The 24,893-nt window shown below is 67.8% G+C and carries 25 protein-coding genes; 15 read left to right on the forward strand and 10 right to left on the reverse strand.

Features of this window, described 5'->3' with window-relative positions:
- The first annotated feature begins 29 nt into the window (after window positions 1-29).
- The gene (gene atpB / locus B0F77_RS26820) at window positions 30-833 is read left to right on the forward strand and encodes a F0F1 ATP synthase subunit A (RefSeq protein WP_086665757.1); all 804 of its coding nucleotides are present in this window, start codon (window positions 30-32) and stop codon (window positions 831-833) included.
- Here the strand turns inward: atpB and B0F77_RS26825 are convergent.
- The gene (locus tag B0F77_RS26825) at window positions 830-1,444 is read right to left on the reverse strand and encodes a class I SAM-dependent methyltransferase (RefSeq protein WP_086665758.1); all 615 of its coding nucleotides are present in this window, start codon (window positions 1,442-1,444) and stop codon (window positions 830-832) included. The genes atpB and B0F77_RS26825 overlap by 4 nt on opposite strands.
- Window positions 1,445-1,548: 104 nt before the next feature.
- On the opposite strand from B0F77_RS26825, the gene B0F77_RS26830 reads away from it, so the two are divergent.
- Genes B0F77_RS26830 through B0F77_RS26840 form a run of 3 tightly spaced genes read left to right on the forward strand, consistent with a single transcriptional unit; the run spans window position 1,549 to window position 5,862 of the window.
- Entirely contained in the window at window positions 1,549-4,353 is a 2,805-nt protein-coding gene (locus B0F77_RS26830) for an AfsR/SARP family transcriptional regulator (protein ID WP_086665759.1), read from the forward strand.
- A gap of 9 nt (window positions 4,354-4,362) precedes the next feature.
- A complete protein-coding gene (locus B0F77_RS26835) occupies window positions 4,363-5,133 on the forward strand; it encodes an alpha/beta fold hydrolase (protein WP_086665760.1) in 771 nt (256 codons plus the stop codon).
- A gap of 48 nt (window positions 5,134-5,181) precedes the next feature.
- Window positions 5,182-5,862, forward strand: coding sequence for a hypothetical protein (locus B0F77_RS26840; RefSeq protein WP_211294044.1), 681 nt, complete (start codon window positions 5,182-5,184; stop codon window positions 5,860-5,862).
- Here the strand turns inward: B0F77_RS26840 and B0F77_RS26845 are convergent.
- Window positions 5,759-6,502: a lysophospholipid acyltransferase family protein gene (locus tag B0F77_RS26845; protein WP_245848681.1), complete on the reverse strand. Its 744-nt coding sequence runs from the start codon at window positions 6,500-6,502 to the stop codon at window positions 5,759-5,761. The genes B0F77_RS26840 and B0F77_RS26845 overlap by 104 nt on opposite strands.
- 148 nt (window positions 6,503-6,650) lie before the next feature.
- Here B0F77_RS26845 and B0F77_RS26850 point away from each other — a divergent pair, with 148 nt between their 5' ends.
- Complete coding sequence (locus tag B0F77_RS26850) at window positions 6,651-9,029, forward strand: FtsK/SpoIIIE family DNA translocase (protein ID WP_086665762.1); 2,379 nt, start codon at window positions 6,651-6,653, stop codon at window positions 9,027-9,029.
- 3 nt (window positions 9,030-9,032) lie between these two features.
- Here the strand turns inward: B0F77_RS26850 and B0F77_RS26855 are convergent, their stop codons facing one another.
- The 7 genes from B0F77_RS26855 to B0F77_RS26880 form a co-directional block, all read right to left on the reverse strand.
- Window positions 9,033-9,515, reverse strand: coding sequence for a phospholipase (locus B0F77_RS26855; RefSeq protein ID WP_086665763.1), 483 nt, complete (start codon window positions 9,513-9,515; stop codon window positions 9,033-9,035).
- Between the two features lie 83 nt (window positions 9,516-9,598).
- Window positions 9,599-10,261: a nitroreductase family protein gene (locus B0F77_RS26860; RefSeq protein WP_158102830.1), complete on the reverse strand. Its 663-nt coding sequence runs from the start codon at window positions 10,259-10,261 to the stop codon at window positions 9,599-9,601.
- Window positions 10,258-11,412, reverse strand: coding sequence for a YcaO-like family protein (locus B0F77_RS26865; protein WP_158102831.1), 1,155 nt, complete (start codon window positions 11,410-11,412; stop codon window positions 10,258-10,260). Before B0F77_RS26865 ends, B0F77_RS26860 begins: the two co-directional genes overlap by 4 nt.
- Window positions 11,409-11,936 (reverse strand): hypothetical protein, encoded by a 528-nt coding sequence (locus B0F77_RS48085; protein WP_158102832.1) that lies wholly within the window; start codon window positions 11,934-11,936, stop codon window positions 11,409-11,411. The genes B0F77_RS26865 and B0F77_RS48085 overlap by 4 nt, the downstream gene beginning before the upstream one ends.
- Window positions 11,908-12,702: a hypothetical protein gene (locus tag B0F77_RS26870; RefSeq protein ID WP_086665766.1), complete on the reverse strand. Its 795-nt coding sequence runs from the start codon at window positions 12,700-12,702 to the stop codon at window positions 11,908-11,910. The genes B0F77_RS48085 and B0F77_RS26870 overlap by 29 nt, the downstream gene beginning before the upstream one ends.
- The gene (locus B0F77_RS26875; RefSeq protein ID WP_245848676.1) at window positions 12,683-13,534 is read right to left on the reverse strand and encodes a MerR family transcriptional regulator; all 852 of its coding nucleotides are present in this window, start codon (window positions 13,532-13,534) and stop codon (window positions 12,683-12,685) included. The genes B0F77_RS26870 and B0F77_RS26875 overlap by 20 nt, the downstream gene beginning before the upstream one ends.
- A gap of 63 nt (window positions 13,535-13,597) precedes the next feature.
- Window positions 13,598-14,098: an amino-acid N-acetyltransferase gene (locus tag B0F77_RS26880; protein ID WP_086665768.1), complete on the reverse strand. Its 501-nt coding sequence runs from the start codon at window positions 14,096-14,098 to the stop codon at window positions 13,598-13,600.
- 143 nt (window positions 14,099-14,241) lie between these two features.
- Here B0F77_RS26880 and B0F77_RS26885 point away from each other — a divergent pair, with 143 nt between their 5' ends.
- The 10 genes from B0F77_RS26885 (at window position 14,242) to B0F77_RS26930 (ending at window position 23,921) form a co-directional block, all read left to right on the forward strand.
- Window positions 14,242-15,486, forward strand: coding sequence for an AAA family ATPase (locus B0F77_RS26885; RefSeq protein ID WP_086665793.1), 1,245 nt, complete (start codon window positions 14,242-14,244; stop codon window positions 15,484-15,486).
- Window positions 15,487-15,556: 70 nt separating this feature from the next.
- A complete protein-coding gene (locus B0F77_RS26890) occupies window positions 15,557-16,033 on the forward strand; it encodes an RloB family protein (protein WP_158102833.1) in 477 nt (158 codons plus the stop codon).
- Window positions 16,034-16,071: 38 nt separating this feature from the next.
- Window positions 16,072-17,475 carry a 30S ribosomal protein S12 methylthiotransferase RimO gene (gene rimO / locus B0F77_RS26895; protein ID WP_169730987.1) on the forward strand — a complete coding sequence of 468 codons (1,404 nt, stop codon included), beginning with the start codon at window positions 16,072-16,074 and terminating at the stop codon, window positions 17,473-17,475.
- On the forward strand, window positions 17,472-18,050 hold the full coding sequence (gene pgsA / locus B0F77_RS26900) for a CDP-diacylglycerol--glycerol-3-phosphate 3-phosphatidyltransferase (protein WP_086665770.1): 579 nt from the start codon (window positions 17,472-17,474) through the stop codon (window positions 18,048-18,050). Before rimO ends, pgsA begins: the two co-directional genes overlap by 4 nt.
- Complete coding sequence (locus B0F77_RS26905) at window positions 18,047-18,526, forward strand: CinA family protein (RefSeq protein ID WP_086665771.1); 480 nt, start codon at window positions 18,047-18,049, stop codon at window positions 18,524-18,526. The genes pgsA and B0F77_RS26905 overlap by 4 nt, the downstream gene beginning before the upstream one ends.
- 102 nt (window positions 18,527-18,628) lie before the next feature.
- The gene (locus tag B0F77_RS26910; protein WP_086665772.1) at window positions 18,629-19,051 is read left to right on the forward strand and encodes a helix-turn-helix domain-containing protein; all 423 of its coding nucleotides are present in this window, start codon (window positions 18,629-18,631) and stop codon (window positions 19,049-19,051) included.
- Window positions 19,052-19,410: 359 nt separating this feature from the next.
- On the forward strand, window positions 19,411-20,262 hold the full coding sequence (locus tag B0F77_RS26915) for a PspA/IM30 family protein (RefSeq protein WP_086665773.1): 852 nt from the start codon (window positions 19,411-19,413) through the stop codon (window positions 20,260-20,262).
- A 28-nt stretch (window positions 20,263-20,290) separates the two neighbouring features.
- Entirely contained in the window at window positions 20,291-21,112 is an 822-nt protein-coding gene (pspM, locus tag B0F77_RS26920; protein WP_086665795.1) for a phage shock envelope stress response protein PspM, read from the forward strand.
- A 167-nt stretch (window positions 21,113-21,279) separates the two neighbouring features.
- Window positions 21,280-22,533 carry a uracil-xanthine permease family protein gene (locus B0F77_RS26925; RefSeq protein ID WP_086665774.1) on the forward strand — a complete coding sequence of 418 codons (1,254 nt, stop codon included), beginning with the start codon at window positions 21,280-21,282 and terminating at the stop codon, window positions 22,531-22,533.
- A gap of 173 nt (window positions 22,534-22,706) precedes the next feature.
- Window positions 22,707-23,921: a glycosyltransferase family 2 protein gene (locus tag B0F77_RS26930; RefSeq protein WP_086665775.1), complete on the forward strand. Its 1,215-nt coding sequence runs from the start codon at window positions 22,707-22,709 to the stop codon at window positions 23,919-23,921.
- Here B0F77_RS26930 and B0F77_RS26935 read toward each other — a convergent pair.
- On the reverse strand, window positions 23,902-24,879 hold the full coding sequence (locus B0F77_RS26935; protein WP_086665776.1) for a quinone-dependent dihydroorotate dehydrogenase: 978 nt from the start codon (window positions 24,877-24,879) through the stop codon (window positions 23,902-23,904). The two genes, B0F77_RS26930 and B0F77_RS26935, sit on opposite strands and share 20 nt — an antisense overlap.
- Window positions 24,880-24,893: the final 14 nt, after the last annotated feature.

Here is a 24,893-nt window from a genome sequence, read left to right on the forward strand (position 1 = left end):
CCCAGACCATGGACGAGGGGGTTCGCCTCATGGCCGATGATGTCGTCTTCAACCCACCGGGCAAAGAAGACATTCTGCTTCCACCGCTGTTCACCTGGTCGAGGCCGTTGGGGCTGCCGTTCGACCTGGAGGTGACCAAACCGCAGGTGCTGCTGGTCCTGTCGGTGGTCATCATCATCACGTTCTTCCTGGTCACCACCAGGAATCTCAAGCTGATCCCGTCCAGGTGGCAGTTCGCCGCCGAGTCGGTCTACGACTTCGGCCGCAACACCATCGCGCGGGAGCAGATCGGCGCCAAGGAGTTCGCGCCGTACGTGCCGTTGATCGTCAGCATCTTCTGCTTCGTGCTGGTCAACAACCTCTACGGGTTGATCCCGCTCGTGCAGTTCCCGACGTTCACCCACAGCGGGTTCCCGTTCGCGGTGGCACTGATCATCATCTTCCCGCTCTACCACTTCGTGGGCATCAGGAAGTTCGGCCTCAAGGGCTACCTGCGCAACCAGTTCATCATCGCGGGCGTGCCGAAGCCGGTGCTGTGGGGGCTGCTGATCCCGACCGAGGTCATCCTGAAGTTCTTCTTCGACCCGGTGAACCTCGCGATCCGGGTCTTCGCGGCGATGTTCGCGGGCCACCTGCTGATCCTGGTGTTCACGCTCGGCAGCGAGTTCATGTTGCTGCACGCACCGATCTACCTCAAACCGGTGTCGCTGCTCGGCTTCGCGCTCGCGATCGGGCTGTTCTTCCTGGAGGCGCTCGTCCAGGTGCTGCAGGCGTACATCTTCGCCTTGCTGTCAGCGCACTTCATCGGCCGCGCGTTGGCCGAGCAGCACTAGGGGCGCTGGCACACCAGGTGCAGCGACTCCTCGGGCATGGCGCCGGGGTAGGACGGGGTGAAGACCGGCCGGCTCCGGCGCACGACCCGCAGGCCAACGTTGCCGAGGTGCTCCTCGAAGTTCTCCTCGGAGAACGAGGACACCACGATCTCCTGGCCCATCCAGGGCAGCGTGACCTGCTCGACGTCGATCGCGACGGTGGCGAGGAAGAAGTGGCCGCCGGGGCGCAACCAGGTGGAGATGTCGCCGAGGGTCTGGATGATCTCCGCCTGGGACATCTGCAGCAGCGAGAAGACGGCGCAGACGACGTCCCACGAGCCGGCGGGCGACTCGAAGTCGCGGATGTCGATCTTGTGGAAACTCGCGTCGGGGACCTGTTCGGTCGCGATGTCGACCATCACCGGGGAGACGTCGAGGCCGGTGACCTTCATGCCGGCCTTGGCGAGGGTGCGGGCCACCGGAACGCCGGTGCCGCACCCGATGTCGAGCACGCGCGAGCCCGCCGGCTGGGTCGCGGCGAACCAGGCCAGAGTGCCGTGCAGTGCGGGCTGGTGCGACCAGGCGCGCTGGTATTCCAGTCCGAGCGTGTCGAACACATCGGCCGCGTTCATCGCCGCCCCCTCATTTCGGCCCAATCCACCTTTGTGAAGTGTGGAGAACCTCTCTGCACATGCTCTGGATGGCTTCTGGACGAAAACTGACGGTAGGTTGCTAGGTGACTGCGGACAGCAACGGAGTAGGACATACGGTGCAGAACGGGTTGCGCGTCAGCCTGCTGGGCGCGCTCGCGGCAACGGTGGACGGTCAGGAGCTCACCCTGGGGCCGCCGCGGCAGAGAGCTGTGCTCGCGGTGCTCGCCCTGCGCGCCAACCACGTCGTGTCGCGCAGTGAGCTGATCGACGCCGTCTGGGGTGACGATCCGCCCGCCAGCGCGGACAACGGCATCCACACCTATGTCGCCGGGTTGAGGCGGCTGTTCGAACCGGGCAGGGCCTCGCGCGCGCCGAGTTCCGTGCTGCTCTCCACGGATGCTGGATATTTGCTGCGACTCCCGTCCGCCGGTTCGGACGCTGCCAGGTTCCGCGCGCATCTGGACGAAGCGGGCCGGTTGCGCGGTCAGCCGGCCGAGGCCATCAGGGCTTTCGACGCCGCACTGGGGTTGTGGCGCGGCATCGCACTGGACGGCGTACCTGGGCCGTTCGCCGCGGTTGAGCGCGCGCGCCTTGCCGAGTTGCGGCTCACGGCCGTGGAGCAGCGTGCGGCGTTGATGCTGTCTGTCGGGCGCGAGGCGGAGGTGGCGGGGGAGCTGACGACGTTGGTCAGCGCGCATCCGTTGCGAGAGAGGCTGCACGGCCTGCTGATGTCCGCGCTGTACCGCGGTGGCAGGCAGGCCGAGGCGCTCGCCGTCTACACGGACTTACGCCGGTTGCTGATCGAGGAGCTCGGCATCGAGCCCGGTCCGGAACTGCGTCAGCTGCACGAGCAGTTGCTGGTGGGCAGGCACGACCCGCAGCCGGAACCCGCGGCGCCCGTGCTGGTCCCGGTCCAGCTGCCGCACGAGATCCGCGACTTCACCGGCCGCGAGAAGGAACTCGCGAAGCTCGCCGAAGTCGTTCCGCACGACCATTCCCCGGTCCTCGTCGCGATCACCGGCACCGGTGGCGTCGGCAAGACCGCGCTCGCGGTCCGGTTCGCGCACCAGGTGGCATCGCAGTTCCCCGACGGACAGTTGCACGTCGACCTGCGCGGGTTCGACGCGTCGTCACCGCCGGTGCAGCCCGCCGCCGCTCTGCACCAGCTGCTGCAGAGCCTCGGCGTGCCGGCCGAACGCATCCCGGACGAGATGTCCGCGAAGTCCGCCCTGTACCGGAGCGTGCTGGCGGGCAAACGGGTGCTGGTGCTGCTCGACAACGCCCGGCTGGCGGAACAGGTTCGTCCGCTGCTGCCCGGCCGGTCCACGTCGATGGTCCTGGTGACCTCGCGCAACCACCTCGGCGGGCTCGTGGCACGCGACGGCGCGCACTCGATGACGTTGTCGACGCTGACGCGCGACGAAGGCCTGGCGCTGCTGACGTCCGCGGTCGGCCCGGACCGCGTCGCCGCCGAACCGGTTGCCGCCGCCAAGCTCGTCGAACTGTGCGGGCATCTGCCGTTGGCGGTGCGGATCGCGGCCGAACGCGTTGTCACGCGGCCACATCTGACGCTGGCCGACCTGGCAGGAGATCTCGCCGACGAACGCGACCGGTTGAACGTGCTGGCGACCGGCGACGACGAGGACACGGCGGTGCGCGCGGCGTTCTCGTGGTCGTACCTGGCGCTGAAACCCGATGCCGCACGGGTGTTCCGGCTCATCGGCCTGCATCCGGGCGCGGAGATCAGCCTGAACGCCGTCGCCGCGGTGGCCGGAGTGCCGGTGTCGCGCGCCCGGACGCTGGTCGACGTGCTGGCCGGCGGGCACATGATCGAGGAGGTCGCGCGCGGCCGGTTCCGGCTGCACGACCTGCTTCGCCTGTACGCCACGGAACTCAGCGCGACCGAGGAGTCGGCGGACGGCCGCGACGAGGCGGTGAAACGGCTGCTGGGGTGGTACTTCGACACGGCGAACGCGGCCGGCGCCATCATCGCGCCCCCGGACCACCCGGCGTTCCTGCTGCCCCCACTGTCCACACAGGACTTCACCTCGCACGACGACGCGTTCACCTGGTGCCGCACGGAATCGGCGAACCTGCTGGCCGTGACCCGGCTCGCCGAGGACGAGCACTCGCCTGCCGCGTGGCGGATCCCGTTGGCGCTGTGGAACTACTTCATCGTCTCCAGCGCACTGGACGAGTGGACTCGCACGTACCGCGTTGCCGAACGCACGGCGGCCCGCGACGGCAACCAGGCCGCACGCGCGTGGGCGGTGCACGGCCAGGGGCTTGCTGCCTGCCGCGGTCAGCGGTTCGCCGACGCGCTCGAACTGTTCGATCGCGCGTTGCAGATCCGGACCGAGATCGACGACCGCGTCGGTGCGGCGTGGAGCCTCACCGGGCTGGGCATGGCGTATGGCGGCCTGCGTCAGTTCGATCTGGCCGTCGACCGGTTCGGCGAGGCCCTGACCCGGCACGCCGAGGTCGGCTCGTGGTTCGGCGAGGGCGGCACCAGGCTGTTCCTGAGCGACATCCTGCGCTCCGCCGGTCAGCACGAGGCGTCGCTGGCGTCGGCGCGGACGGCGTTCGAGCTGATGGACTCGCACGGCGCGGTGCACGGCAAGGCGATGGCGCTGGTCAGCATCGGCTGGGCGCAGTGCAAGCTCGGTCAGCGCGTCGAGTCGCGCGACTCGTTCCGGCACGCACTGGAGTTCCTACGTGTGCTCGGCGACCGCAAGAGCCTCGCGGAGGCGTTGCACGGCCTGGGGGAGACGAGCGTCGGTCAGCCGGACGTGGCGCGCACGTACCTGCTGGAAGCGTTGACGATCTACGAGGACTACGACCACCCTCTTACTCCGGAAGTGCGCGCACGGCTGCACGAACTGGCATAGAAATGCGCTGTGCACTTCGTAGAACTCGGCACCGGCACACCGGTGCTCGCCATCCACGGCTGGACCCCTGACCACCGCCTGATGCTCGGCTGCCTGGAACCGGTCTTCGCGACCAGGCCCGGCTATCGGCGCCTGTACCCCGACCTGCCGGCGATGGGGAAGTCGTCGGCAGGCGACGTGAAGTCCAGCGACGACATGCTTGCCGAGCTGGAAGAGTTCGTCGACGCGGAGATCGGCGCCGAGCCGTTCCTGCTGATCGGCGAGTCGTACGGCGGCTACCTGGCGCGGGCGTTGGCGCATCGGCGACCGGAACAGGTGCACGGGCTGGCGCTGATCTGCCCGACCGGGACGAAGATGCAGGCGGCCGACCGGACCGTGCCACCGTTCGAGCTGCGCCGGACGGACGGCGTCGAGCTGGATCCGGACCTGGCGGCGCAGTTCGACGGCATGGCCGTGGTGCGGACGGCCGAGACGGCGCGGCGGTTCGCGGAGGAGATCCTGCCCGGTCTGGAGATCGCGGACCGCGCGGCGATGCTGCGGATCCAGGCCAGGTGGGAGTTGTCGGAGGGGCCGGAACTCGGGACGTACGAACGGCCGGCGCTGGTGCTGACCGGGCGCCAGGACAACATCACCGGGTACGAGGACGTGTACGCGTTGCTGCCGCACTACCCGTACGCGTCGTTCGTCGTCCTGGACACCGCCGGGCACAACCTGCAGATCGAACAGCCGGTGCTGTTCGACGCGCTCGTCGGCGAGTGGCTGGACCGCGTTGCGCAGTAAGGGTGATCCCTGATGCGCTCGCCGTGATGTGTAGGCAAGCTACATGTCATGCAGAAGCGCTTGCGAACCCTGGTGGTGTGGCTGCACGTCGTGACGTCCGTCGGCTGGCTCAGCCAAGCCGTGGCGTTGTTCGCGTTGCTGCTCTACGGCCTGAACACCGGTGACGTCAACGCGTTCAGGATGGCGCGCGTGCTCGACCACCACGTGCTCGCCTTCATGGGGGCCGCGAGCGCGTTCACCGGCATGATGCTCAGCGCGACGACGCCGTGGGGCTACTTCCGGCACTGGTGGGTGCTCGGGAAGTTCGCGATCACGGTGGGCCAGCTCTACGTCGGCATCTTCATCCTGAGCGACCGGCTGGAAGCCGCGGCGAACGGCCACGTCGACATGTGGATGCCCATCGGCACCGCGTGCATGATCAGCGCGTTCTCGTTCCAGACGTGGCTCAGCGTCGCGAAACCGTGGGGGCGCACGCCGTGGGCGGACCCGAAGGTCAAACTGCCCACGGCGAGCGCCAAAGCGTTCGCGCTGGCCCTGGTCATTCCCTTGGCGGATCTCGTGATCGGGCTCAGCACCAGCAGTCCGGCACCGTTCCTGATGCTGATCACGGTGATCGCCTACTCGATCACGCGGGCCGCCAGGGGGAGGAACCGGTCGTCGGACGCGTCGGGTCGTGGAAGCGCGGCAGGTCCGGCTCGTCGAGGCGCAGCGGCACCAAGCCCTCGGTGATCGCGGTCATGATCCGCTCGTGGGCCCGGCGGGCGTCGCCCATGGTCTCGGCCTTCAGGTCGGACAGCTCGACCGGCTTGCCGAAGTGGACCTTGAACGTCGGTCGCCTGCGGACCGCGGACAGCCACGAAGTCAGATACGGCAGGAAGTCCCTCCAGCCGGACACGTGCAGGTTGCCCCAGTACACGGCCTCGTGCGCACCCCACTGGCTGATCGGGATCACCGGGATGCCGCCGCCCAGCGCCATCCGGGCGACGCCGGTCTTGCCGCGCTCCGGCCACATGCCGGGGTCCAGGGTGATCTTGCCCTCGGGATAGACGGCGATGGGGTCGCCGCCCTTCCGCAACGCGTCGACGGCCCGGTGCATCGCCTCGCCGACGTTCGCCGACCGCCGGTCGACGCGCAGGTGCCCGCACGCCTTCAGGGCGGGGCCCATGATCGGCGCGTCGAGCAGGCCGCCCGCGAGCATGAAGCGCGGGTTGATGCCCGCCTTGCGACACGCCGCGATGAGCACGAACGGGTCGAGGTTCCCGATGTGGTTGGAAGCCAGCAACAACGGCTTGCCGAACAGCTCCGGTGGGACGTCACCGGACACCTCGAGCTTGCCGGTCAGCGCGACGAAGCCACGGTCGATCGCCATGAGCACGCGCCAGAAGAGCGGTGTGGACACGCGGGGCAGCGTACGGCGTGTCGAAACGACACCGTGCGGGATTCGGGGAACCATGAGGATTCGCACGCGTCCCAGTTGCAAACGGGGCTGGTGAGACGCGAGGGACTACCTTATACACATGGCCGGGCGTACAGGGACTTCGAGAAAGACCACGTCACGCGGCAAAGCACCAGCCAAGCCGCGGGCGCGATCCACCGCGTCCAGAAAGCCCGCTCCCCGCAAGAGCAGCGGCGCGATCAGTGCGGTGTGGGGCGCTTTGGGGCGTGGTGTCGGCAGTCTGGTGCGCACGGTCAGTCGTACCAAGGACCTCGATCCCGAACATCGTCGTGACGGCCTCGGGCTGCTGCTGATCGCGCTGGCGTTCATCACCGGCGCCGGGGTGTGGTGGCAGGCCGGCGGACCGGTCGGGCAGTGGGTCGACGTGGCCGTGCGCAGCTCCGTCGGGTTCCCCGCGGTGATCGTGCCGGTCGTGTTGCTCGGCATCGGCGTCACGCTGATGCGCACCGACCCGAAGCCGGACGCGCGGCCGCGGCTGATCATCGGCTCGTTGCTGCTGATGATCGGTGTGCTCGGCATGTTCCACCTCATCGGCGGCCTGCCGATGGACCCGATCGAACGCCGCGCCGCCGGTGGCGCCCTCGGCTATCTCGCCGGTGGGTTCCTGGCGCAGGGCCTCACGCCGTGGGTCGCCGGGCCGTTGCTGTTCCTGATCTTCGGGTACGGCCTGCTGGTCGTGACGCACACGCCGATCCGCCAGGCGCCCGAACGCATCCGCTCGCTTCTGCACCCCGGCACGAAGAACGACGAGCCGGTCGCGGACGACGAGCAGGAAGAGGAGCCGAAGCCGGTTCGCCTGCGCCGTCCGTCGCGCCGTCGCCAGGCTGCGGCGCCCGTGGAGGAGGAGCCGCAGGCCGAACTTCCGTTGGAGGAGCCGGAACCCGCGCCGAAGCCCGCCGCGAAGAAGGAGAAGGCAGCCGCCCCGGCGTTGGTCGTGCGCGCGGTCGACGGGGAGTACCAGCTGCCACCGCCGGACGTCCTCAAGGACGGCGACGCGCCGAAGACCCGCAGCAAGGCCAACGACCAGATGATCGAGGCCATCACCGGCGTGCTGGACCAGTTCTCGATCGACGCCCAGGTCACCGGCTTCACCCGCGGCCCGACGGTGACGCGGTACGAGGTCGAGCTCGGCCCCGGCGTGAAGGTCGAGAAGATCACCGCGCTGACCAAGAACATCGCGTACGCCGTGGCGACGGACAACGTGCGCCTGCTGGCCCCGATCCCCGGCAAGTCGGCGGTCGGCATCGAGGTGCCGAACAGCGACCGCGAGATGGTGCGCCTGGGCGACGTGCTGCGCGCGCCGTCCACGGTCAAGGACACGCACCCGATGGTGATCGGCCTCGGCAAGGACATCGAGGGCCACATGGTCACCGCGAACCTGACGAAGATGCCGCACCTGCTGGTCGCGGGCTCCACGGGTTCCGGCAAGTCGTCGTTCGTGAACTCGATGCTGGTGTCGCTGCTCGCCCGCGCGACGCCGGACGAGGTCCGGATGATCCTGATCGACCCGAAGATGGTCGAGCTGACGCCGTACGAGGGCATCCCGCACCTGATCACGCCGATCATCACGCAGCCGAAGAAGGCCGCGGCGGCGCTGGCGTGGCTCGTCGAGGAGATGGAGCAGCGCTACCAGGACATGCAGGTCAACCGGGTGCGTCACGTCGACGACTTCAACCGCAAGGTGAAGTCCGGCGAGATCACCGCGCCGCCCGGATCCGAGCGCGTCTACCGGCCGTACCCGTACATCATGGCGATCGTCGACGAGCTCGCCGACCTGATGATGACCGCGCCGCGCGACGTGGAAGACGCGATCGTGCGCATCACGCAGAAGGCGCGTGCGGCGGGCATCCACCTGGTGCTGGCCACGCAGCGGCCGTCCGTCGACGTCGTCACCGGTCTGATCAAGACGAACGTGCCGTCGCGGCTGGCGTTCGCGACGTCGTCGTTGACGGACTCGCGGGTCATCCTGGACCAGCCGGGCGCGGAGAAGCTGATCGGCATGGGCGACGCCCTGTACCTGCCGATGGGTGCCTCGAAGCCGGTGCGCATCCAGGGCGCGTTCGTCGGCGACGAGGAGATCTCCTCGATCGTCGAGTTCACCAAGAACCAGGCTCAGCCCGAGTACACCGACGGCGTCACGGCGCAGAAGGCGGGCGAGAAGAAGGAGATCGACGCCGACATCGGCGACGACCTGGAGCTGCTGGTGCAGGCGACCGAACTGATCGTCACGTCGCAGTTCGGCTCGACGTCGATGTTGCAGCGCAAGCTCCGCGTCGGGTTCGCGAAGGCGGGGCGCCTCATGGACCTGCTGGAGACCCGCGGGGTGGTCGGTCCGTCCGAGGGCTCGAAGGCACGTGAGGTGCTGATCAAGCCGGACGAGCTCGAGTCCGTGATCTACCTGATGCGTGGAGGCGGCCCCGCCGGCGACGACGAGGACTGAGTCTTACTTCAGTCCGGCCTGCTGGATGCTTGCCTGCTCGATGCTGTTCGCGGTGGACGACGCGCTGGCGCCGAACTCGCGCACGGCCTTGTAGTAGATGTCGGCGGTGCGCTTGCACGCCCAGTTGCCGCTGCATTGCTTGTACAGGTCGGACTTGAAGTTGTTGTCGATGCTCAGGCGCGTGGTCTCGTTGAACCGGGACTGGCGCTTGTAGTTGCGGTAGCCGAAGTCGTGCCGGTGGCAGGCCGGCAGGAACTTGAAGCCGAAGGGGTTGTCCGGCGAGTACGAGCAGCCGTCGGACGACCAGTCGAGCTGACCGGGGTAGGTCTGCTGCGCGCGGAGTGTTGTGAATTGGCTGAGTGTCTTCGTGAAGAGGTAGTCGTCGGTCACCGCGACGATGTCCACGGCCTGAGCCGGGGCACCGGTGAAGATCAGGGCCAGGGTCGCGGCGGCACCCACGAATGCCGAACGCAGGGTCTTCGACATGGCGAGCTCCTCGGAGTGTGAGCAGGGTCTCGCCAGTTGTAGCGGGTGATCGTCTGTCCTCGGTAGACACGATCTGATGAACGTCAGGTGATCATGTGACCGCAGGCGATCGCCGTGGCCACGCGAAGGTCGCGCGGTAAGCCGAGTGAGTGAAGCATCTCGTGGTCCGCTACTCCGCCGAGCAGATAGCCACCGAGTTTCTGCTCCGCCAAACGGAGGCAGATGCTCTGTGCGGCCGCGCCGACCTCGATCAGGCCGAACCGCCCTGCTCGCTCTCCGTACTTGTCGAAGGCCTCGTTGTCTTTTAACACCAGCACGATCGTGAGCGGTGGCACCTCGGGCGTGCCGAGAATCTCCGCGAGGTTCTCCGGCGCGTCGCCGATGTCCTGGAGGGCGTGCCTGCGGATGTCGTAGCGAACCGCACGGCCCTGGTGGAAGGCGTAGCAGTGCACCGGGTTCAGGCCGCCGGCGGACGGGCAGCTGTTGTCTCCCAGCGCGCCGAGGACCGTGCCGAGTTGCTTGTCGGTCAAGGGTTTCTGAGCGAACTCCCGCGTGCTCCTCCGCGCCTGGAACAGCTTCTGCAGCCGGTCTTTGGGCTTCGGCAACGGCCGGGGCGCGGTGGGCAGCTCCAGCGGGTCGATCAACGGCGGTCGCGGGCGGAAGTCGCGCAGCCGCTCGCCGAGGCGGAGCTGGTGCAGCGGGGAGAACCGGCTGGCGGCCCAGAAGTCGTCGAACACCTCGGTCACCCCAGTGGATGTGGTGCGGGATTGGGGAACACGCCCGGTGAGGCGTGCGGGTAGCGCCAGTGCAGTTCGCTCGCCCGGCCGCCGAGGTGGGGCCAGCGGTGGTCGGCGTGCAGCGGTGCGAGGTCGGGGGAGAGGACGCGGACGCAGTGCAGCCCGACCGCGGACAGTTCCGGCGTGGTCAGCTCGCGGTAGGCGAGCCGGATGTCCGCGCGGTCCAGCGCGTGCACCAGTTCGGTCAGTTCTTCAGCGGTGCCACGGTGTTCGGCATCCGCCGGTGGTTCCGTCTCGAAGCCTGCGAACCACGGCAGCGCGTCCCACTTCTCCGGGTGCGTCGCGTAGTACACCGCGTGCTTGTCGAAGTCGCTGACTTCCTCGACGGGCTCGGCGCCGTTGCGCGCCAGCCACACCTCGATGAACACGGTGCCCTGCACCCACTCCTCGTAGGCTTTCCGCACCGCGTCCGCGACCGTCGCGCGGCAGGCCAGGCCGAGCGTGGGACGTGGCTTGCCGGCGATCGGCAGCGAGCCGGCGACGGCGATCACCGGGTGCGTGCTGTAGGCGGGCGTGAGGTCGAAGGCCTGGGCGCCGTGCGGCAGATCGGCGGAAAACCGTTGCGGTGCAATGGAGTGCAGCCAGGTCGTGGTGAACGCGTCGCGCTCGACCAGTTCCTGGGTCGCCCTCAGCAACGCGCTGGTGGTCGACGGCCCGGCGGCGAGCCCGGACGAGGTCGCGGGCAGCCCGTACCCGATGTCGAGGCCGACCAGCCCGGCAGGCACGCGGATGGGTTCGTTGCCGGGCAACGTCCACGCCCGTGTGTACTTCGTGTCGACGTAACCTTTGCGGTAGCGGTAGTCGCCGCGGACGCGTTGCTCGACCGTGTGCAGACTGAAGTGTTCCAACGGCCAGCACTCGCCGTCGGTGACGATCTCCAGCGGCGCTCGCGCGGCGGCGTGCCGTTCCAGAGCCTCGGCGATCGCGGCGATCTTGCTGGTGCCACCGGAAGTGCCGCCGTTGGCGAACGGTTCGGGCACCGCGGCCCATCCCTCGACGTCCACATCGGACAGACTGTGCGGCACGGGATGCAGTTGTGACACCACACCCTGCCGCCAGCCGACCGCGCGCTCGGCCAGCGCCTCCGCGACGGTCTTCACCGCTTCCTCCAGTAGTGCCGGAAGAGCCAGTACCCGAACGCCAGTGCGCCGCCGACGTAGATCGTCGCGGCGACCGAGACGTGCGTCGCCTGGCCGATCGGTCCCATCAAGCCCAGTGCGATGAACGGCTCCAGGCACCACAGCAGTGCCCAGCCGAGCAGCCGTACCGCGCTCCTGAACGGCTTCGGCGACCGGGAGATGGAGCCGGCCGCGAGCGCCCACCCCAGGGCGGCGGCGAAGCTGCCGGCCCACCAGCCCCAGTGCAGGTCGAAGATCGCGCCGTTCGTGGCGAACGGCAGCACGACGACGAGGAGCGGGTAGATCGCGGCGGGCAGAACCAGCAGGCTGCGCGGCCGTTCGAGCTCTTTGGTGTCCTGGTGCAGGGCCGCCGGGATGTGCACGGCCGCACCGACCGAGGAAACCGCGCAGCAGCAACAACAACAGCAACAGGTCGGCGTCGCGGCGTTGGTGGCGGCCGCACCCGGCGAGAACTGGTCAGGTAACCGGACCGCTGTCCCGTTCATGAGTCCCCCAAGGAAGTGTCACGCGCCCGAACTCGACCTTCGGGCAGATCTCGCAGCCGGCCGCGGGCAGCACGCTCTCGCGGGTCGTCGTGAACTCGTCGAGGTTGACCGTCACGACCGTGTCGAGCAGCGCCAGCGAGCCGTTGCGGATGTTCTGAACGGCCTGCAACGCAAGCGAAACGGGGAAGTCGAACGACATCGCCGCCGGGTGCGGAGGAGGCGGCGGATCCCCCCACCGCCGCCCCGCCCGCACCGCGAGGCACGCCAGACACGCGCCGGCGCCGGGCACCACGAAGGGCCCGATCGCGGCGGTGTGGTGGTACGCGAGGTCCAGCAACAGGTGCGGAACCCTCGTCTCGCGGGCCACCTCGATCAAGTCGACCAACGTGCCTGTTGTCCGCACGACGAGCAAGAGGTCCGGATCGTCGTCGTGCGGCAACCGCTCCACCAGCCCGGCGGGCGCCTGTCCGGCGAACCGCGTGCCGACCCCGATCGGCTCGCGTTCGTCGGACGGCAACCCGGCCGGGCGGAGAGCGCCCAGGGTCCTCAGCTGGGCCACGTGCCGGCGTACCGGTTCCCCCAACCGGCTTTCGTCGACCGTTCGAGCCACTCCCCTCAAAACTGGCTCGAACAGCCCCGCCAGCGCCACGGCCACCGCCCTGGGCAGGTCCGGAATCAGGTACGCGAGATCAGCTCCCGCGTACACGACCAGGCCTTCGTCTCTTATCTGCGCGTGCCAGGCGGGATCAGCGACCAGGCTCGTCATCGTCCCCCCGTTTCAGGAAGTTCTCGATCTCCTGCTCGCTCGGCAGATCACCCGCCGGATCCATCAGGTTCTCGGCGATCGGCGGCAACGGCTGCTCGGCCCACGCGGGCTGAAAGTCGTCGCTGGGCAGCAACCCGTGCCGTGAAGCGAACTCCTCGGCCGCGTCGCGGATCGACTCGCGCAGCGTCCCCACCACCGCGGTCTCCGCCGTGTAGGTCAGCTCGACCAGCAACGCCCGCACGTTCTCCAGCTGGTTCTCGTCGCCGGCCTTGCGTGCGAGCTCCGGCCAGAACTGCCGTTCGAACAACCGCACGAAGTCCGCCGCCACCGCGTCGGTCGCCGTGCGCAGGCGCGTGAAGCTGTCCATGACGTCATCGCTGGGCACTCTGAGGCCGGCGAGCCTGCCGCCCGCCTCGAGTGCCCAGCGACGCGCGTGCGGCCAGCCGTACTTCCACCGCACCAAGCCCAACCGCATAGCCCGGAGGAGGAGTCGCGGTTGGACGTCTCCCATCGGAATCAGGTGCTTGATGTCGCGCACCTTGATCCGAACCCAGTCGTCGGGCCCCTCGGTCTCGCCCATGCCGAGCACCGCGGCGACCGACTCGCCCTTTTCCCGTGCCGAGATCAGCTCGGCGATCGCCGGCAGCGAGAACCCCCGCTGCTGCAACCGCTGCACCAACGTCAACCGCTCGACGTGCGAGGCGTCGTAGTACGCCACGCGCCCCTGCCGTCTCGGCGCGTGCAGCACACCCTTCGTCTGGTACATGCGAATGGTGCTGCTGGGCAGGCCGATCCGGGCGGCGAGGTCGTCGATGGTCAGCGATTCGGGCACGGGTGTGATCCTGGCGTGCCCTGGTTCATCGAGTCAAGACTATTCGAGTATTTACTCGAACAGTTACAGCTCCAGCAGCATCCGGCTGTTGCCGAGCGTGTTCGGCTTCACGTAGCTGAGGTCGAGGAACTCGGCGACGCCCTCGTCGACACTGCGCATGATCTCCTCGTAGACCTCGGGGCTCACCGGCGTGCCCTCGATCTCGACGAAGCCGTGCTTGTTGAAGAACTTGGTCTCGAACGTCAGCACGAAGATGCGCGCGAGCTCCAGCTCCTTGGCGGTGGCGATGAGCTGCGCCACGATCCGGTGACCCACCCCACGCCCGAGCGCCAGCGGGGAGACCGCGACGGACCGGATCTCGGCCAGGTCCTCCCACATCACGTGCAGGGCGCCGCAGCCGAGCAGCTCGCCGTCCTCCTCGGCCACCCAGAACTCCTGGACCGCCTCGTACAGCGTGACCAGCGGTTTGGCCAGCAGAACCTTGCCCGCGTACCCGTCGATCAGCGCCTTCATGGCGCGCACGTCACTGGTGCGGGCGCGCCGCACGACTACCCCACTGGTCACAACCGACAAGTATGAGCTTGCCTTCCGGGCGGGCGCGCGGTGGTGCGCTTGCCGGTGAGATTGCAGTTGGAGGGAGCTAGGGGCGGCTCTGTGCGGTTTACTTGCACAAGACGCCTTGAAAGTTCTCAGCGGAGGTGGTTCGGGTGCTCAGAAGCTTCCGGCTGGAGAATCATCGTTCGTTCCGTGACGAGCACGAGTTGTTGCTCATGCCCGCTTATGCCAAGGACCGCGAGGCTCTGCCGGTCGTTGCTGTCTACGGTGCCAACGCCTCCGGTAAGTCCAACCTGCTCGACGGCCTGAAGTTCATGGCCGTGGCGGTGAAGAACTCGTTCGCTCAGTGGGGGCCCGACGCCGGAGTGGTCGGTCACCGCTCGTTCAAGCTCGATGCCGGCAAGCGTGCTGAGCCGTCCACGTACGTGGTCGAGCTGATCGAGGACGGCGTGCGATACACGTACGGCGTTGAGGTGGACGACGTGCGCGTCCGGGAGGAGTGGCTGTACAGCTACCCCGAGAAGCGGAAGCGGGTGCTGTTCGAACGCGTCGGTGACGACATCAAGTTCGGAAGCACTCTCGACGAGTCCAAGTCCGCGCTGGAAGTCCTGGAAACGATGCTCCGGCCGAACGCGCTTCTCGTGAGCCTTGCCGCTCAGCTCCAGATTCCCTGGGTCTTGCCGGTGTACCGCTGGTTCGTCAGCTCGCTTCGGTTCCGTGCGAACACCGGCGGGAGCGCTCTCGAGGAGGAGATCGCGGGGTTCTTGCGAGAGCGTCCTGAGTTGAGGACTGAGCTGGTTGATCTGGTTCGTGCGGCTGACGTCGGAATCGATGACCTGGTGCTGGACGAGGAAGACGTCCAGGCCATGTTCTTTGAAACTCGCAGGTCGACGATCAGTGAAACTTTCTTCCGAAGGGCGACCGTCAATCTGGTTCACCGAGGGTGTACCGAGCCGTTTCGGTTCGATGAGGAGTCGGCCGGCACGCGGTCCTGGCTGGGCGTGCTTCCCTCCGTTCTCGCGGTCCTGCGTGACGGGGGCTGCCTGGTCATCGATGAGATCGACGCGAGCTTGCACCCGTTGCTGACAATGCGGCTCGTCTCCCTCTTCAACGACGACCACGCGAACGCGGCAGGCGGGCAACTCATCTTCACCACCCACGACGCAACGCTGCTGAACGCACCTTTCGCGGAGGAGGTGCTGGCCCGCGACGAAGTCTGGTTTGTGGAAAAGGAGAGGGCAAGCGGTGCCAGCTCCCTCTACCCGTTGACCGACTTCAAGCCGCGCAACGGAGACAACCTCGAACGCCGCTATCTCGCCGGGCGCTACGGAGCTGTACCGGAACTGTTCGAGGACAGGTTCGCGGAAGTCGTCGGAGGTGGCCGTGGCGAAGCGTGACAAGAAAAGGGAGAACACACAGTCTCGACGCGGTCGCCCCCGCGAACTGCGGCCCGGTCACGTTCTCATCGTGACAGGTGGTCGATGCACCGAGCCCGCATACTTCAACGGGCTTGCCCGAGCGAGGGGCGCCCGCGTCAAGGTGAGGCAGAAAACGGACTCACCCGAGAACCTCGTCAGATATGCGAAGTGCATCTTCACGAAAGACGAGTATGACAGCGTGTGGTGCGTGGTCGATGTGGACGACTTCGAAATCGAGGCCGCTCGGGTGGAATCGGAACGCCTGGGTGTTGAGCTCGTGGTGTCCGACCCTTGTTTCGAGGTCTGGCTGATCCTGCACTTCACCGACCACCGCGCGCACGTCGACAACGGCAAGTCCTGCTGCAGGATCCTCGCCAAGCACGTTCCCGGCTACGACAAGACGAAGGTCGACTACGCGACGTTCGACGAGGGAGTCGAGGCGGCGATCAAGCGCGCCAAGGAGCTGGAGCCGGGTAACCCGTCCACGGACGTGTGGCGACTCGTCGAGGTGCTGTTGCAGCGCTGATTCAAGCTGCGGGACCCGACCCGGTTACGCTGAGCACCGTGTCTTCTCCCACCACTCCGCGACGCGTGTCGCTGCTGACCCTGGGCTGCGCCCGCAACGAGGTCGACTCCGAAGAACTCGCCGGACGCCTCGGCGAGGGCGGCTGGGAGCTGGTGGACGAGGGCGCGGACGTCGTCGTCGTCAACACGTGCGGCTTCGTCGAGCAGGCCAAGAAGGACTCCGTCGACACGCTGCTCGCCGCGTCCGACACCGGCGCCAAGGTCGTCGCGGTCGGATGCATGGCTGAGCGGTACGGCAAGGAGCTCGCGGACAGCCTCCCGGAGGCGGCCGCGGTCCTCGGGTTCGACCAGTACAACGACCTCGCCGAGCGCCTCAACGACGTGCTGCACGGCAAGCAGGTCGAGTCGCACGTGCCGGTGGACCGCCGCACGCTGCTGCCCATCACGCCGGTGAAGCGTCAGGAAGCCAAGGACGCGGTCCAGGTGCCCGGTCACGGCTGGGGGCCCACCAAGACGCCCCGCAAGCGCCTGGACGACGCCCCCGTGGCACCGTTGAAGATCGCGTCCGGCTGCGACCGGCGGTGCAGCTTCTGCGCGATCCCGAGCTTCCGCGGCGCGTTCGTGTCGCGGCACCCGGACGAGGTCGTGGCCGAGGCCATGTGGCTCGCCGAGAACGGCGTCAAGGAGCTGTTCCTCGTCAGCGAGAACTCGACGAGCTACGGCAAGGACCTGCCGCGCGAGCAGGGCGCCCTGGAGCAGCTGCTGCCGCGCCTCGCGTCCATCCCCGGCGTCGAGCGCGTGCGGGTCAGCTACCTGCAGCCGGCCGAGACCAAGCCCAGCCTCGTCGCCGCCATCGCGAAGACCGACAAGGTCGCGAACTACTTCGACATGTCGTTCCAGCACTCCAGTGAGAACGTGCTGCGCCGCATGCGCCGGTTCGGCGACACCGACAGCTTCCTCAAGCTCGTGTGGCAGATCCGCGAGCACGCGCCCGAGGCCGGCATCCGCAGCAACTTCATCGTGGGCTTCCCCGGCGAGACCGAGGCGGACCTGCGGGAGCTGGAGCGGTTCCTGACCGAGGCGCGGCTCGACGCGGTCGGCATCTTCGGGTACTCGGACGAGGACGGCACCGAGGCCGAGGAGCTCGACGGCAAGCTCGACGCCGACACCATCGCGGAGCGCGTGCAGCGGATCGGCAACCTCGTCGAGGAGCTGACGAGCCAGCGTGCCGAGGACCGGGTCGGCACCGAGGTCACGGTGCTGGTCGAGACCGAGGAGGACGACGAGAACGACTGCGTCGGCCGGGCCGAGCACCAGGCTCCCGAGGTCGACGGCGAGTGCATCGTGCTGGAGGCCGAGGGGCTCAAGCGCGGCGACTTCGTGCGCTGCCGGGTGGTCGACTCCGAGGGCGTCGACCTGATCGTCGAGGTAATCCCGACATGACGGAGGCCCGGAAGGTCCCGCTGCTCAACGTCGCGAACATCCTCACGATGGCGCGGCTGGCGCTCGTTCCGGTCTTCCTGTTCTCCCTGTTCGAAGCGGGCGGTTTCGACACCACCTGGCGTCTCATCGCGTTCGGCATCTTCGCCGTCGCCAGCTTCACCGACCACATCGACGGCACGCTCGCCCGCAAGCACGGGCTGATCACCGACTTCGGCAAGATCGCCGACCCGATCGCGGACAAGGCGCTGACCGGGTCCGCGCTGGTGGGCCTGAGCATGCTCGACGTGCTGCCGTGGTGGATCACGATCGTCATCGCCGTGCGCGAGGTAGGTGTGACGCTGCTGCGGTTCTGGGTGATCCGCTACGGCGTCATCCCGGCCAGCCGCGGCGGCAAGGCCAAGACGCTGGCGCAGGTCATCGCGATCGGGTTGTTCGTGCTGCCGCAGAACGACGTGCTGGAGCTCATCGCCTGGGTGATCATGGCCGTCGCGCTGGTCCTCACCGTCGTCACGGGAATCGACTACGTGATCCGAGCGTTCAAGTTGAAGGCGAGAGCAGGTCGGGCCGTCGCATGACGAACGTGGTCGAGCTGCTCAAAGCGAGGCATCAGACCGTCGCCACCGCAGAGTCGCTGACCGCGGGGCTGCTGTGCGCGACGATCGTCGACACACCGGGGGCGAGTGCCGTGGTCCGCGGTGGGTTGATCGTCTACGCGACCGAGCTCAAACACGAGCTCGCGGGCGTGGATCAGCAGTTGCTCGACGAGCATGGCGCCGTGCACCCGGAGGTGGCGGTTCAACTGGCCGAAGGAGCCCGGAAACGGTGCAAATCGGACTGGGGAATCGGACTCACGGGTGTCGCCGGCCCTGACCCGCAAGATGGAGTCGCTCCAGGCACGGTCCACATCGGCTTGAGCGGACCTGGAGTGTCCACAGTGCGGACAATCACGGTGAGTGGCGACAGGAAAGCGGTGCGTTTCACAGCCGTGGAAAAAGCGCTGGTCCTGCTGTCGGATCACCTGCTGATGACCGAGGACGGGAACAAACGATGACTCCGCGTTCGTTCGCCCTGGGCGGACGTGTTCGGAAGTCAGTGCCCGTTGTCGGTGTCGATCGGTAACGTAGGGACACGGCCGGCCGGAAGGAGGCGCGCGATGACCGTGCTGCTACGCGAGGCGATCGGTGATCGACTTCGCCATGCCCGCACCAACCAACGCCGCACGCTGCGCGAGGTCTCTCGGACCGCCCGCGTGAGCCTGGGGTACCTGTCCGAGGTGGAGCGCGGCCGCAAAGAGGCGTCCAGCGAGCTCCTCGCGGCCATTTGTGACGCGTTAGAGCTGCCACTGTCCGAACTGCTGCACCACGTCGCCTCCGACATCGGCGCCGTCTCGCAGACGCCGGACACGGTGCCCGACACCGTCCCCGACGGCCGTGCGGAGCGCGGAAAGCTGGAGGGTGGCCGTGTGCTGCCGTCCACGCTGTCGGACGACCTGTCCGACCTGCGCCTGCAGCCGATGCTCAGTCACCGGCTCACGAGCAAGATCGGCGAGACGCCCAAGGCCGTAGTAGCGGCTTGATTCCCATGTCGTTCCGACCCCGTCCACGCGTGAGTGGACGGGGTCGCTGGCATTCGGGTGAACCGATGCGACCTGTGGCGCCCGCCACGTGACGGTCTGCAACAAGATTGCCCTTTCGCACGTTCAACTGGACAACGACGGCAGCGGGCTGAACGGCAGGCAACGGCTTGGCCACAGCGCGTTGGGTCACCGCGTCTCGGGGCGCGGGTGCGGGCAGGATTGGCCGCCGGCGGGTGTGTCAGTCCAAAGTCCCGGGGTGGGTCGGGGTCTTCCCGGATATCTCCCCAGGTTGGTGGAACCGCCGACGCACAATTGAGACGATGGATCCAACACCGGCACCGAGAAGGCAGGCGTAGGAGATGGCCAGTCCGTTCGTGAAGTTCTGGAAGTACCTGATGGCGTCGTTCTCGTCGAAGATCGACGAGCACGCTGACCCGAAGGTGCAGATCCAGCAGGCCATCGAGGAGGCGCAGCGTCAGCACCAGGCGCTCTCTCAGCAGGCCGCGGCCGTCATCGGCAACCAGCGGCAGCTGGAGATGAAGCTGAACCGGCAGCTGGGCGACGTGGAGAAGTTGCAGGCGTCCGCACGTCAGGCACTCGTGCTCGCCGACGAGGCGCGCTCGAAGGGCGACGAGCAGAAGGCCACGCAGTTCGAGAACGCCGCGCAGAGCTTCGCCACCCAGCTCGTCACCGCCGAGCAGGGCATCGAGGACCTCAAGACGCTGCACGACCAGTCGCTGCAGGCCGCCGCACAGGCCAAGCAGGCCGTCGAGCGCAACTCGATGATGCTGCAGCAGAAGCTGGCCGAGCGCACCAAGCTCCTCAGCCAGCTCGAGCAGGCCAAGATGCAGGAGCAGGTCTCCGCGTCGCTGACCCAGATGAGCGAGCTCGCCGCGCCGGGCAACGTCCCGTCGCTGGAAGAGGTTCGCGACAAGATCGAGAAGCGCTACGCGACCGCGATCGGGTCCGCCGAGCTCGCCCAGAACTCGGTACAGGGCCGCATGCTCGAAGTCCAGGCCTCGACCACGCAGATGGCCGGCTCGTCGCGTCTCGAGCAGATCCGCGCGTCCATGCACGGCGGTGCGGCGAACACGCCTCCGCAGGTGACCGCGGGCAACAGTGCCGCCGCGCAGATCCAGGCCGAGATCGCGCAGCGCGTCCAGCAGGAGCAGAAGACCACGCAGCATCAGGTCCCGCCGGCTCAGAACTGAGCGGGGCAGGAGGAGTCAGCAGGTGATCATGGAGCCCTGGAGAAACCGTCCCAACAACGAGATCGTCCGCAAGGTCGTCAACGAGTTGGGTGCGTCGCTCCAGGGCCACCCGCTGGCGGAGCAGGCGCGGTATCGACTGCAGAAGTGGAACGACCCGGTCGCGAAGCTGGAACGCAAGCGGAAGCGCACCAACGCCGTGCTGACGTTCTGGCTGGCCCTGATCACGATCTTCGGCACGCTCGCCGTCTTCGGCTTCACCGGCGTGCTCGGCACGTGGGCCGCGGTCGGCGGCACGATCGGCGCCGCGGTGCCCGGTCTGCTCGCCGTGCGCAGCGGGTTCAAGCTGCGTGAGCTCGGCGCCGCCCGGCAGCGGCTGGCGTTGTCGCCGCCGCCGCCGCCCAGGCCGCCGCTGCCCGCGCACATCTCGTCCGCGCGGGTGCCGATGGAGAAGCTGCACAGCGCCGAGGACACGATGAACCAGCTGCTCGTGCAGCTCGACTCGCCCGCGCTCACGACGATGCCCACCGAGTCCGTCCAGCACGCCCGGCAGACCGCCCAGGAGGCCTCGACAGCCATCCGTGCGGTGTCCGCGCAGTTGCAGGCCGTGGAGCGCGCTCGGGACACGGCACCGCCGCTGGAGCGCGCGCCGTTGGTCGAGGGTGTTCGAGTGCTCAGAATCCAACTGGCGGACGGCGTGGACCGCTACTGTGCGTTGGTGGCCGCCGCCGGGCAGGCACTGGCCGCGAGTACGCAGTTCCAGGATCCGCGGGCGGTGCTGGACGACGCCACCGACCACATGGCAGGTCTCGCGTCTGCGATGCGAGACGTGTCAGGCTATTCAGCGTACTGACCGTGACGGTCGGTAATCACGTGCGCCTATTCGGCGAGTCTCCCTGGAGATCTTTAGGGCAATCGTGTGATTATCAGACCGTTATCTAGCCGTAGCCACTACATGGCGTGGCAGGATTCCGGGGCCGGTCTGCGGGAAGTCCGGCTGAATTGCCGGGAGGCAGTGCGTTGGCGTTGTGGACCGTGCACGGGGACGGTCGGATCACCGACAGTGAAACCGTCGCACCCCAGGAACGGGTGAGCTGGCCGCTCACCATCGGGTTCGGAGTGCAGCACCTGGTCGCCATGTTCGGCGCCACGGTGCTCGTGCCCACCGCCACCGGCCTCCCCGTCGCGACCACGCTGCTGTTCTCCGGCCTGGGCACGCTGCTGTTCCTGGTGATCACCAAGAACCGGGTCCCGAGCTACCTGGGCTCGTCGTTCGCCTTCGTGGCGCCGCTGGTGGCCGCGCGCGAACAGGGCATGGCCGCCCAGTTGGGCGGGGTCGTCGCCGCCGGACTGCTGGTGATCGTCGTCGGCATCGCGGTCAAGGCGCTCGGCGTGCGGCTGCTCGAGTCGGTCATGCCGCCGGTCGTCACCGGTGCCGTCGTGATCATCATCGGCCTGAACCTCTCGCACCAGGCCACCTCGAACTTCGCCGAGCAGCCCTTGCTGGCCGCCATCACGACCGTGGTGATCCTGCTGGCCGGTGTGCTGGGTCGCGGGCTGCTGTTCCGGTTCTCGATCCTGATCGGCTTCCTCGGGGTGTGGATCGGCGGTCTGCTGTCCGGCGCCGTGCCGTCGTCGAAGTTCGACGCGTTGCGCGACGCGGCCTGGGTGGGCCTGCCGCAGCTGTCCCAGCCCGAGCTCCGGCCGTCCGTGGTGGTGCTGGTGCTGCCCGTGGTGATCGTGCTGGTGGCCGAGGTCGTCGGGCACGTGAAGGCGGTCGCGGCGCTGACCGGCCGCAACCTCGACGGCAGCGTGGGTGACGCGATCATCGCGAACGGGCTGTCGACCGCGTTGTCCGGTCTGGGCGGTGGTGTCGGCACGACGACGTACTCCGAGAACATCGGCGTGATGGCCGTGACGCGCATCTACACGACGGCGGCGTTCGCGTTCGCCGGTGTGTTCGCCACGCTGCTGGCGTTCTCTCCGAAGGCCATCGCGCTGTTCGGCACCATCCCGCCGGGAGTGCTGGGCGGCAGCACGTTGGTGCTCTACGGCCTGATCGTGCTCATCGGTGTGCGCATCTGGATGGACCGCGGGGTCGACCTCGCGAACCCGGCGAACGCGATGGTGGGCGGCGCGGCGCTGGTGGCCGGCGTCGGCGACCTGACCATCGAGATCGGCGACCTCCAGATGGGCGGCATGGTGTGGGGCTCGCTGCTGGTCGTGATCCTGCATCCGGTGATGCGCTACCTGCGGGCTGCACGGCGTAACTGACCCTTTACCCGTTGGTGTGGTTTTCGTCCCTCCACTCCGGACCGATCCCAGTTCCGGTCCACTGGAGGGAGTTTCACCATGGTCGCCGCGTACTACGTGGTGCTTTTCCTGGCCTGCACCATCATCGCGGGCAGTCTGGTCGCGTCCCGCATCCGCCTGCTGCGCTACCGCCGATGACGTCGCTGGCGTGGCTCATGGTGCCGTTGGCGATGATCGGCATCGTGCGCGTGTGCGTCGTTCTGGTGGCGGCTGACCTTTACGACCTGTCGCTGCATCGCTCACGTCCGTTGCCTTATACGCCAACGGTCTGGGTCGTGATTCCGGCGTACAACGAGGAACTGTGCGTCGCTCGCGCTGTTCGGTCCGTTTTGGACAGTTGCTATCCGGACGTGTCGGTGATCGTGGTCGACGACGGTTCCACGGACGGCACGCTGGCCGCGTTGCAGGGCTTCGGTTCGCGTGTTCGTGTTGTGTCGCAACCGAACGAGGGCAAGGCGGCGGCGATCAACACCGGCATGCACCTGGTCGGTGACGGCCTGGTGATGGTGCTGGACGCCGACTCCACGCTGTCCCGTTCCGCGGTCTCGCGGATGGTCGCGCACTTCGCCGACCCGCTCGTGCTCGCGGCTGCGGCGAATGTGAAGATCGCCGCACCGCACGGCGTGATGGGGTGGGTGCAGCGACTGGAGTACGCGGTGGTGCACCGCCTGAAGCAGGGCTACACGGTTTTCAACTGCGAGTACGTCATCGGCGGTGTCGGCTCGATGTTCCGCACGTCGATCGTGCGCGCGTGCGGCTACTTCGACACGGACACCATGACGGAGGACATCGACTTCTCCATGAAGATCCTGTCCGTGCGCGGCAACTTCGACTGGCGCATCATCTTCGCGGCGGACGCGATCGCGTACACCCAGGCCGTGCCGTCACTGAGAGGTCTGCTGCGGCAACGGTTCCGGTGGAAGTTCGGGCGTCTGCAGGCGTTCTACAAGCACCGCTCGCTCTTCTTCGGCACGTCCTGCTCGCGCCTTCTCTCGTGGGTGCATCTGCCGTACACGGCGGCGGGGGAGGTCCTCGTGCTGTTCGAGCCGTTGTTCGTGTACGTCGTCGTCAGCGCCACGTTCCAGACGGGCTGGTTCACCGGTGTTCTGCTGCTGTGCGCCGTCTACACGGGCGTTGCGTTCTTCACCATCGTCGGCGACCTCACCGAGCCGTGGCGGGCCAAGGCGCCGTTGCTCGCCTTGGCGCCGTTGGCCTACCCGCTGCTGATGGTGATCGTGTTCGTGGACTTCGTGGCGGTGCTGCGTTCGTTGCTGACCGTGCTGCGCGGTTACCGGCCCATCGGCCGTTGGGAGCACGTCGAGCGCACGCTCACCTCAGTGCCCGGTTGATCCTGCTGACGAGCCCAGGGCCCTCGTAGATGAATCCGGTGTAGATCTGCACGAGACTCGCGCCGGCGTCGATCATGCGCTTGGCGTCGTCCGCCGTCGCGATGCCGCCGACGCCGATGACGGGCAGCTCCGAGTTCTTGGTGATGAACCGGACCACGTCGTTCGCGCGCTGGGTGAGAGGCCGGCCGCTGAGGCCGCCGGTCTCGCTCTGGTGGGCGCTCGTGAGGCCCTCACGGCTGAGTGTGGTGTTCGTTGCGATGAGGCCCTTGATGCCGTTGTCGAGGCACACCTGGATGACCTCTTCGATGGCGTCGTCGGTGAGGTCCGGCGCGATCTTGACCAGCATCGGCTTGTCCGTGGCCCGTGTGAGCGCCTGCACGAGCTCGGTCAGCGCGCCCTTGTCCTGAAGGCTGCGCAGACCGGGCGTGTTCGGCGAACTGACGTTGATCGCGTAGTAGTCGCCGTGGTTCTTGAGGGCGTTCAGCGAGTTCAGGTAGTCCTGCACGGCGTCCTCGACCGGCGTGATCTTGGACTTGCCGAGGCTGATGCCCAGGGGAGCCTTCAACGTGGTGCGGTCGAGCTTGGCGGCAAGCGCTTGCGCACCCGCGTTGTTGAAGCCCATCCGGTTGATGATCGCCTCGTCCTCGCGGAGGCGGAACAGCCGCGGCTTCGGGTTGCCCGGCTGCGCGTGCCAGGTGACCGTGCCGACCTCGACGAACCCGAACCCCAGCGCGGCCCACGCCGGCAGCGCCCGCCCGTCCTTGTCCAGCCCGGCCGCGAGCCCCACCGGGTTGGGGAACCTGATGCCGAACACGGTGCGCGGGTTGTTCTGGTTGCGCGCGAACCTCGCCAGCGGGCTCAAGCGCGCCATGACGTTGAGCGTGGTCTCGTGGACCCGCTCCGCGTCGCCGCCGTGCATTCCGAACAACGCCCTGCGAACCACCTGCTTGTAAACCACGAGCCCACCCTATA

The sequence above is a fragment of the Lentzea kentuckyensis genome (genome assembly GCF_002150765.1).
Lineage (GTDB): Bacteria > Actinomycetota > Actinomycetes > Mycobacteriales > Pseudonocardiaceae > Lentzea > Lentzea kentuckyensis.

What these genes read in the sequence shown, in the direction of transcription:
- atpB (WP_086665757.1), top strand. Translation starts at nt 30, where the DNA reads ATGGCCGATGATGTCGTCTTCAACCCACCGGGCAAAGAAGACATTCTG.
- B0F77_RS26825 (WP_086665758.1), bottom strand. Translation starts at nt 1,444, where the DNA reads ATGAACGCGGCCGATGTGTTCGACACGCTCGGACTGGAATACCAGCGC.
- B0F77_RS26840 (WP_211294044.1), top strand. Translation starts at nt 5,182, where the DNA reads ATGCAGAAGCGCTTGCGAACCCTGGTGGTGTGGCTGCACGTCGTGACG.
- B0F77_RS26845 (WP_245848681.1), bottom strand. Translation starts at nt 6,502, where the DNA reads ATGGCGATCGACCGTGGCTTCGTCGCGCTGACCGGCAAGCTCGAGGTG.
- B0F77_RS26850 (WP_086665762.1), top strand. Translation starts at nt 6,651, where the DNA reads ATGGCCGGGCGTACAGGGACTTCGAGAAAGACCACGTCACGCGGCAAA.
- B0F77_RS26855 (WP_086665763.1), bottom strand. Translation starts at nt 9,515, where the DNA reads ATGTCGAAGACCCTGCGTTCGGCATTCGTGGGTGCCGCCGCGACCCTG.
- B0F77_RS48085 (WP_158102832.1), bottom strand. Translation starts at nt 11,936, where the DNA reads ATGAACGGGACAGCGGTCCGGTTACCTGACCAGTTCTCGCCGGGTGCG.
- B0F77_RS26870 (WP_086665766.1), bottom strand. Translation starts at nt 12,702, where the DNA reads ATGACGAGCCTGGTCGCTGATCCCGCCTGGCACGCGCAGATAAGAGAC.
- pgsA (WP_086665770.1), top strand. Translation starts at nt 17,472, where the DNA reads ATGACGGAGGCCCGGAAGGTCCCGCTGCTCAACGTCGCGAACATCCTC.
- B0F77_RS26905 (WP_086665771.1), top strand. Translation starts at nt 18,047, where the DNA reads ATGACGAACGTGGTCGAGCTGCTCAAAGCGAGGCATCAGACCGTCGCC.
- B0F77_RS26910 (WP_086665772.1), top strand. Translation starts at nt 18,629, where the DNA reads ATGACCGTGCTGCTACGCGAGGCGATCGGTGATCGACTTCGCCATGCC.
- B0F77_RS26915 (WP_086665773.1), top strand. Translation starts at nt 19,411, where the DNA reads ATGGCCAGTCCGTTCGTGAAGTTCTGGAAGTACCTGATGGCGTCGTTC.
- pspM (WP_086665795.1), top strand. Translation starts at nt 20,291, where the DNA reads ATGGAGCCCTGGAGAAACCGTCCCAACAACGAGATCGTCCGCAAGGTC.
- B0F77_RS26930 (WP_086665775.1), top strand. Translation starts at nt 22,707, where the DNA reads ATGACGTCGCTGGCGTGGCTCATGGTGCCGTTGGCGATGATCGGCATC.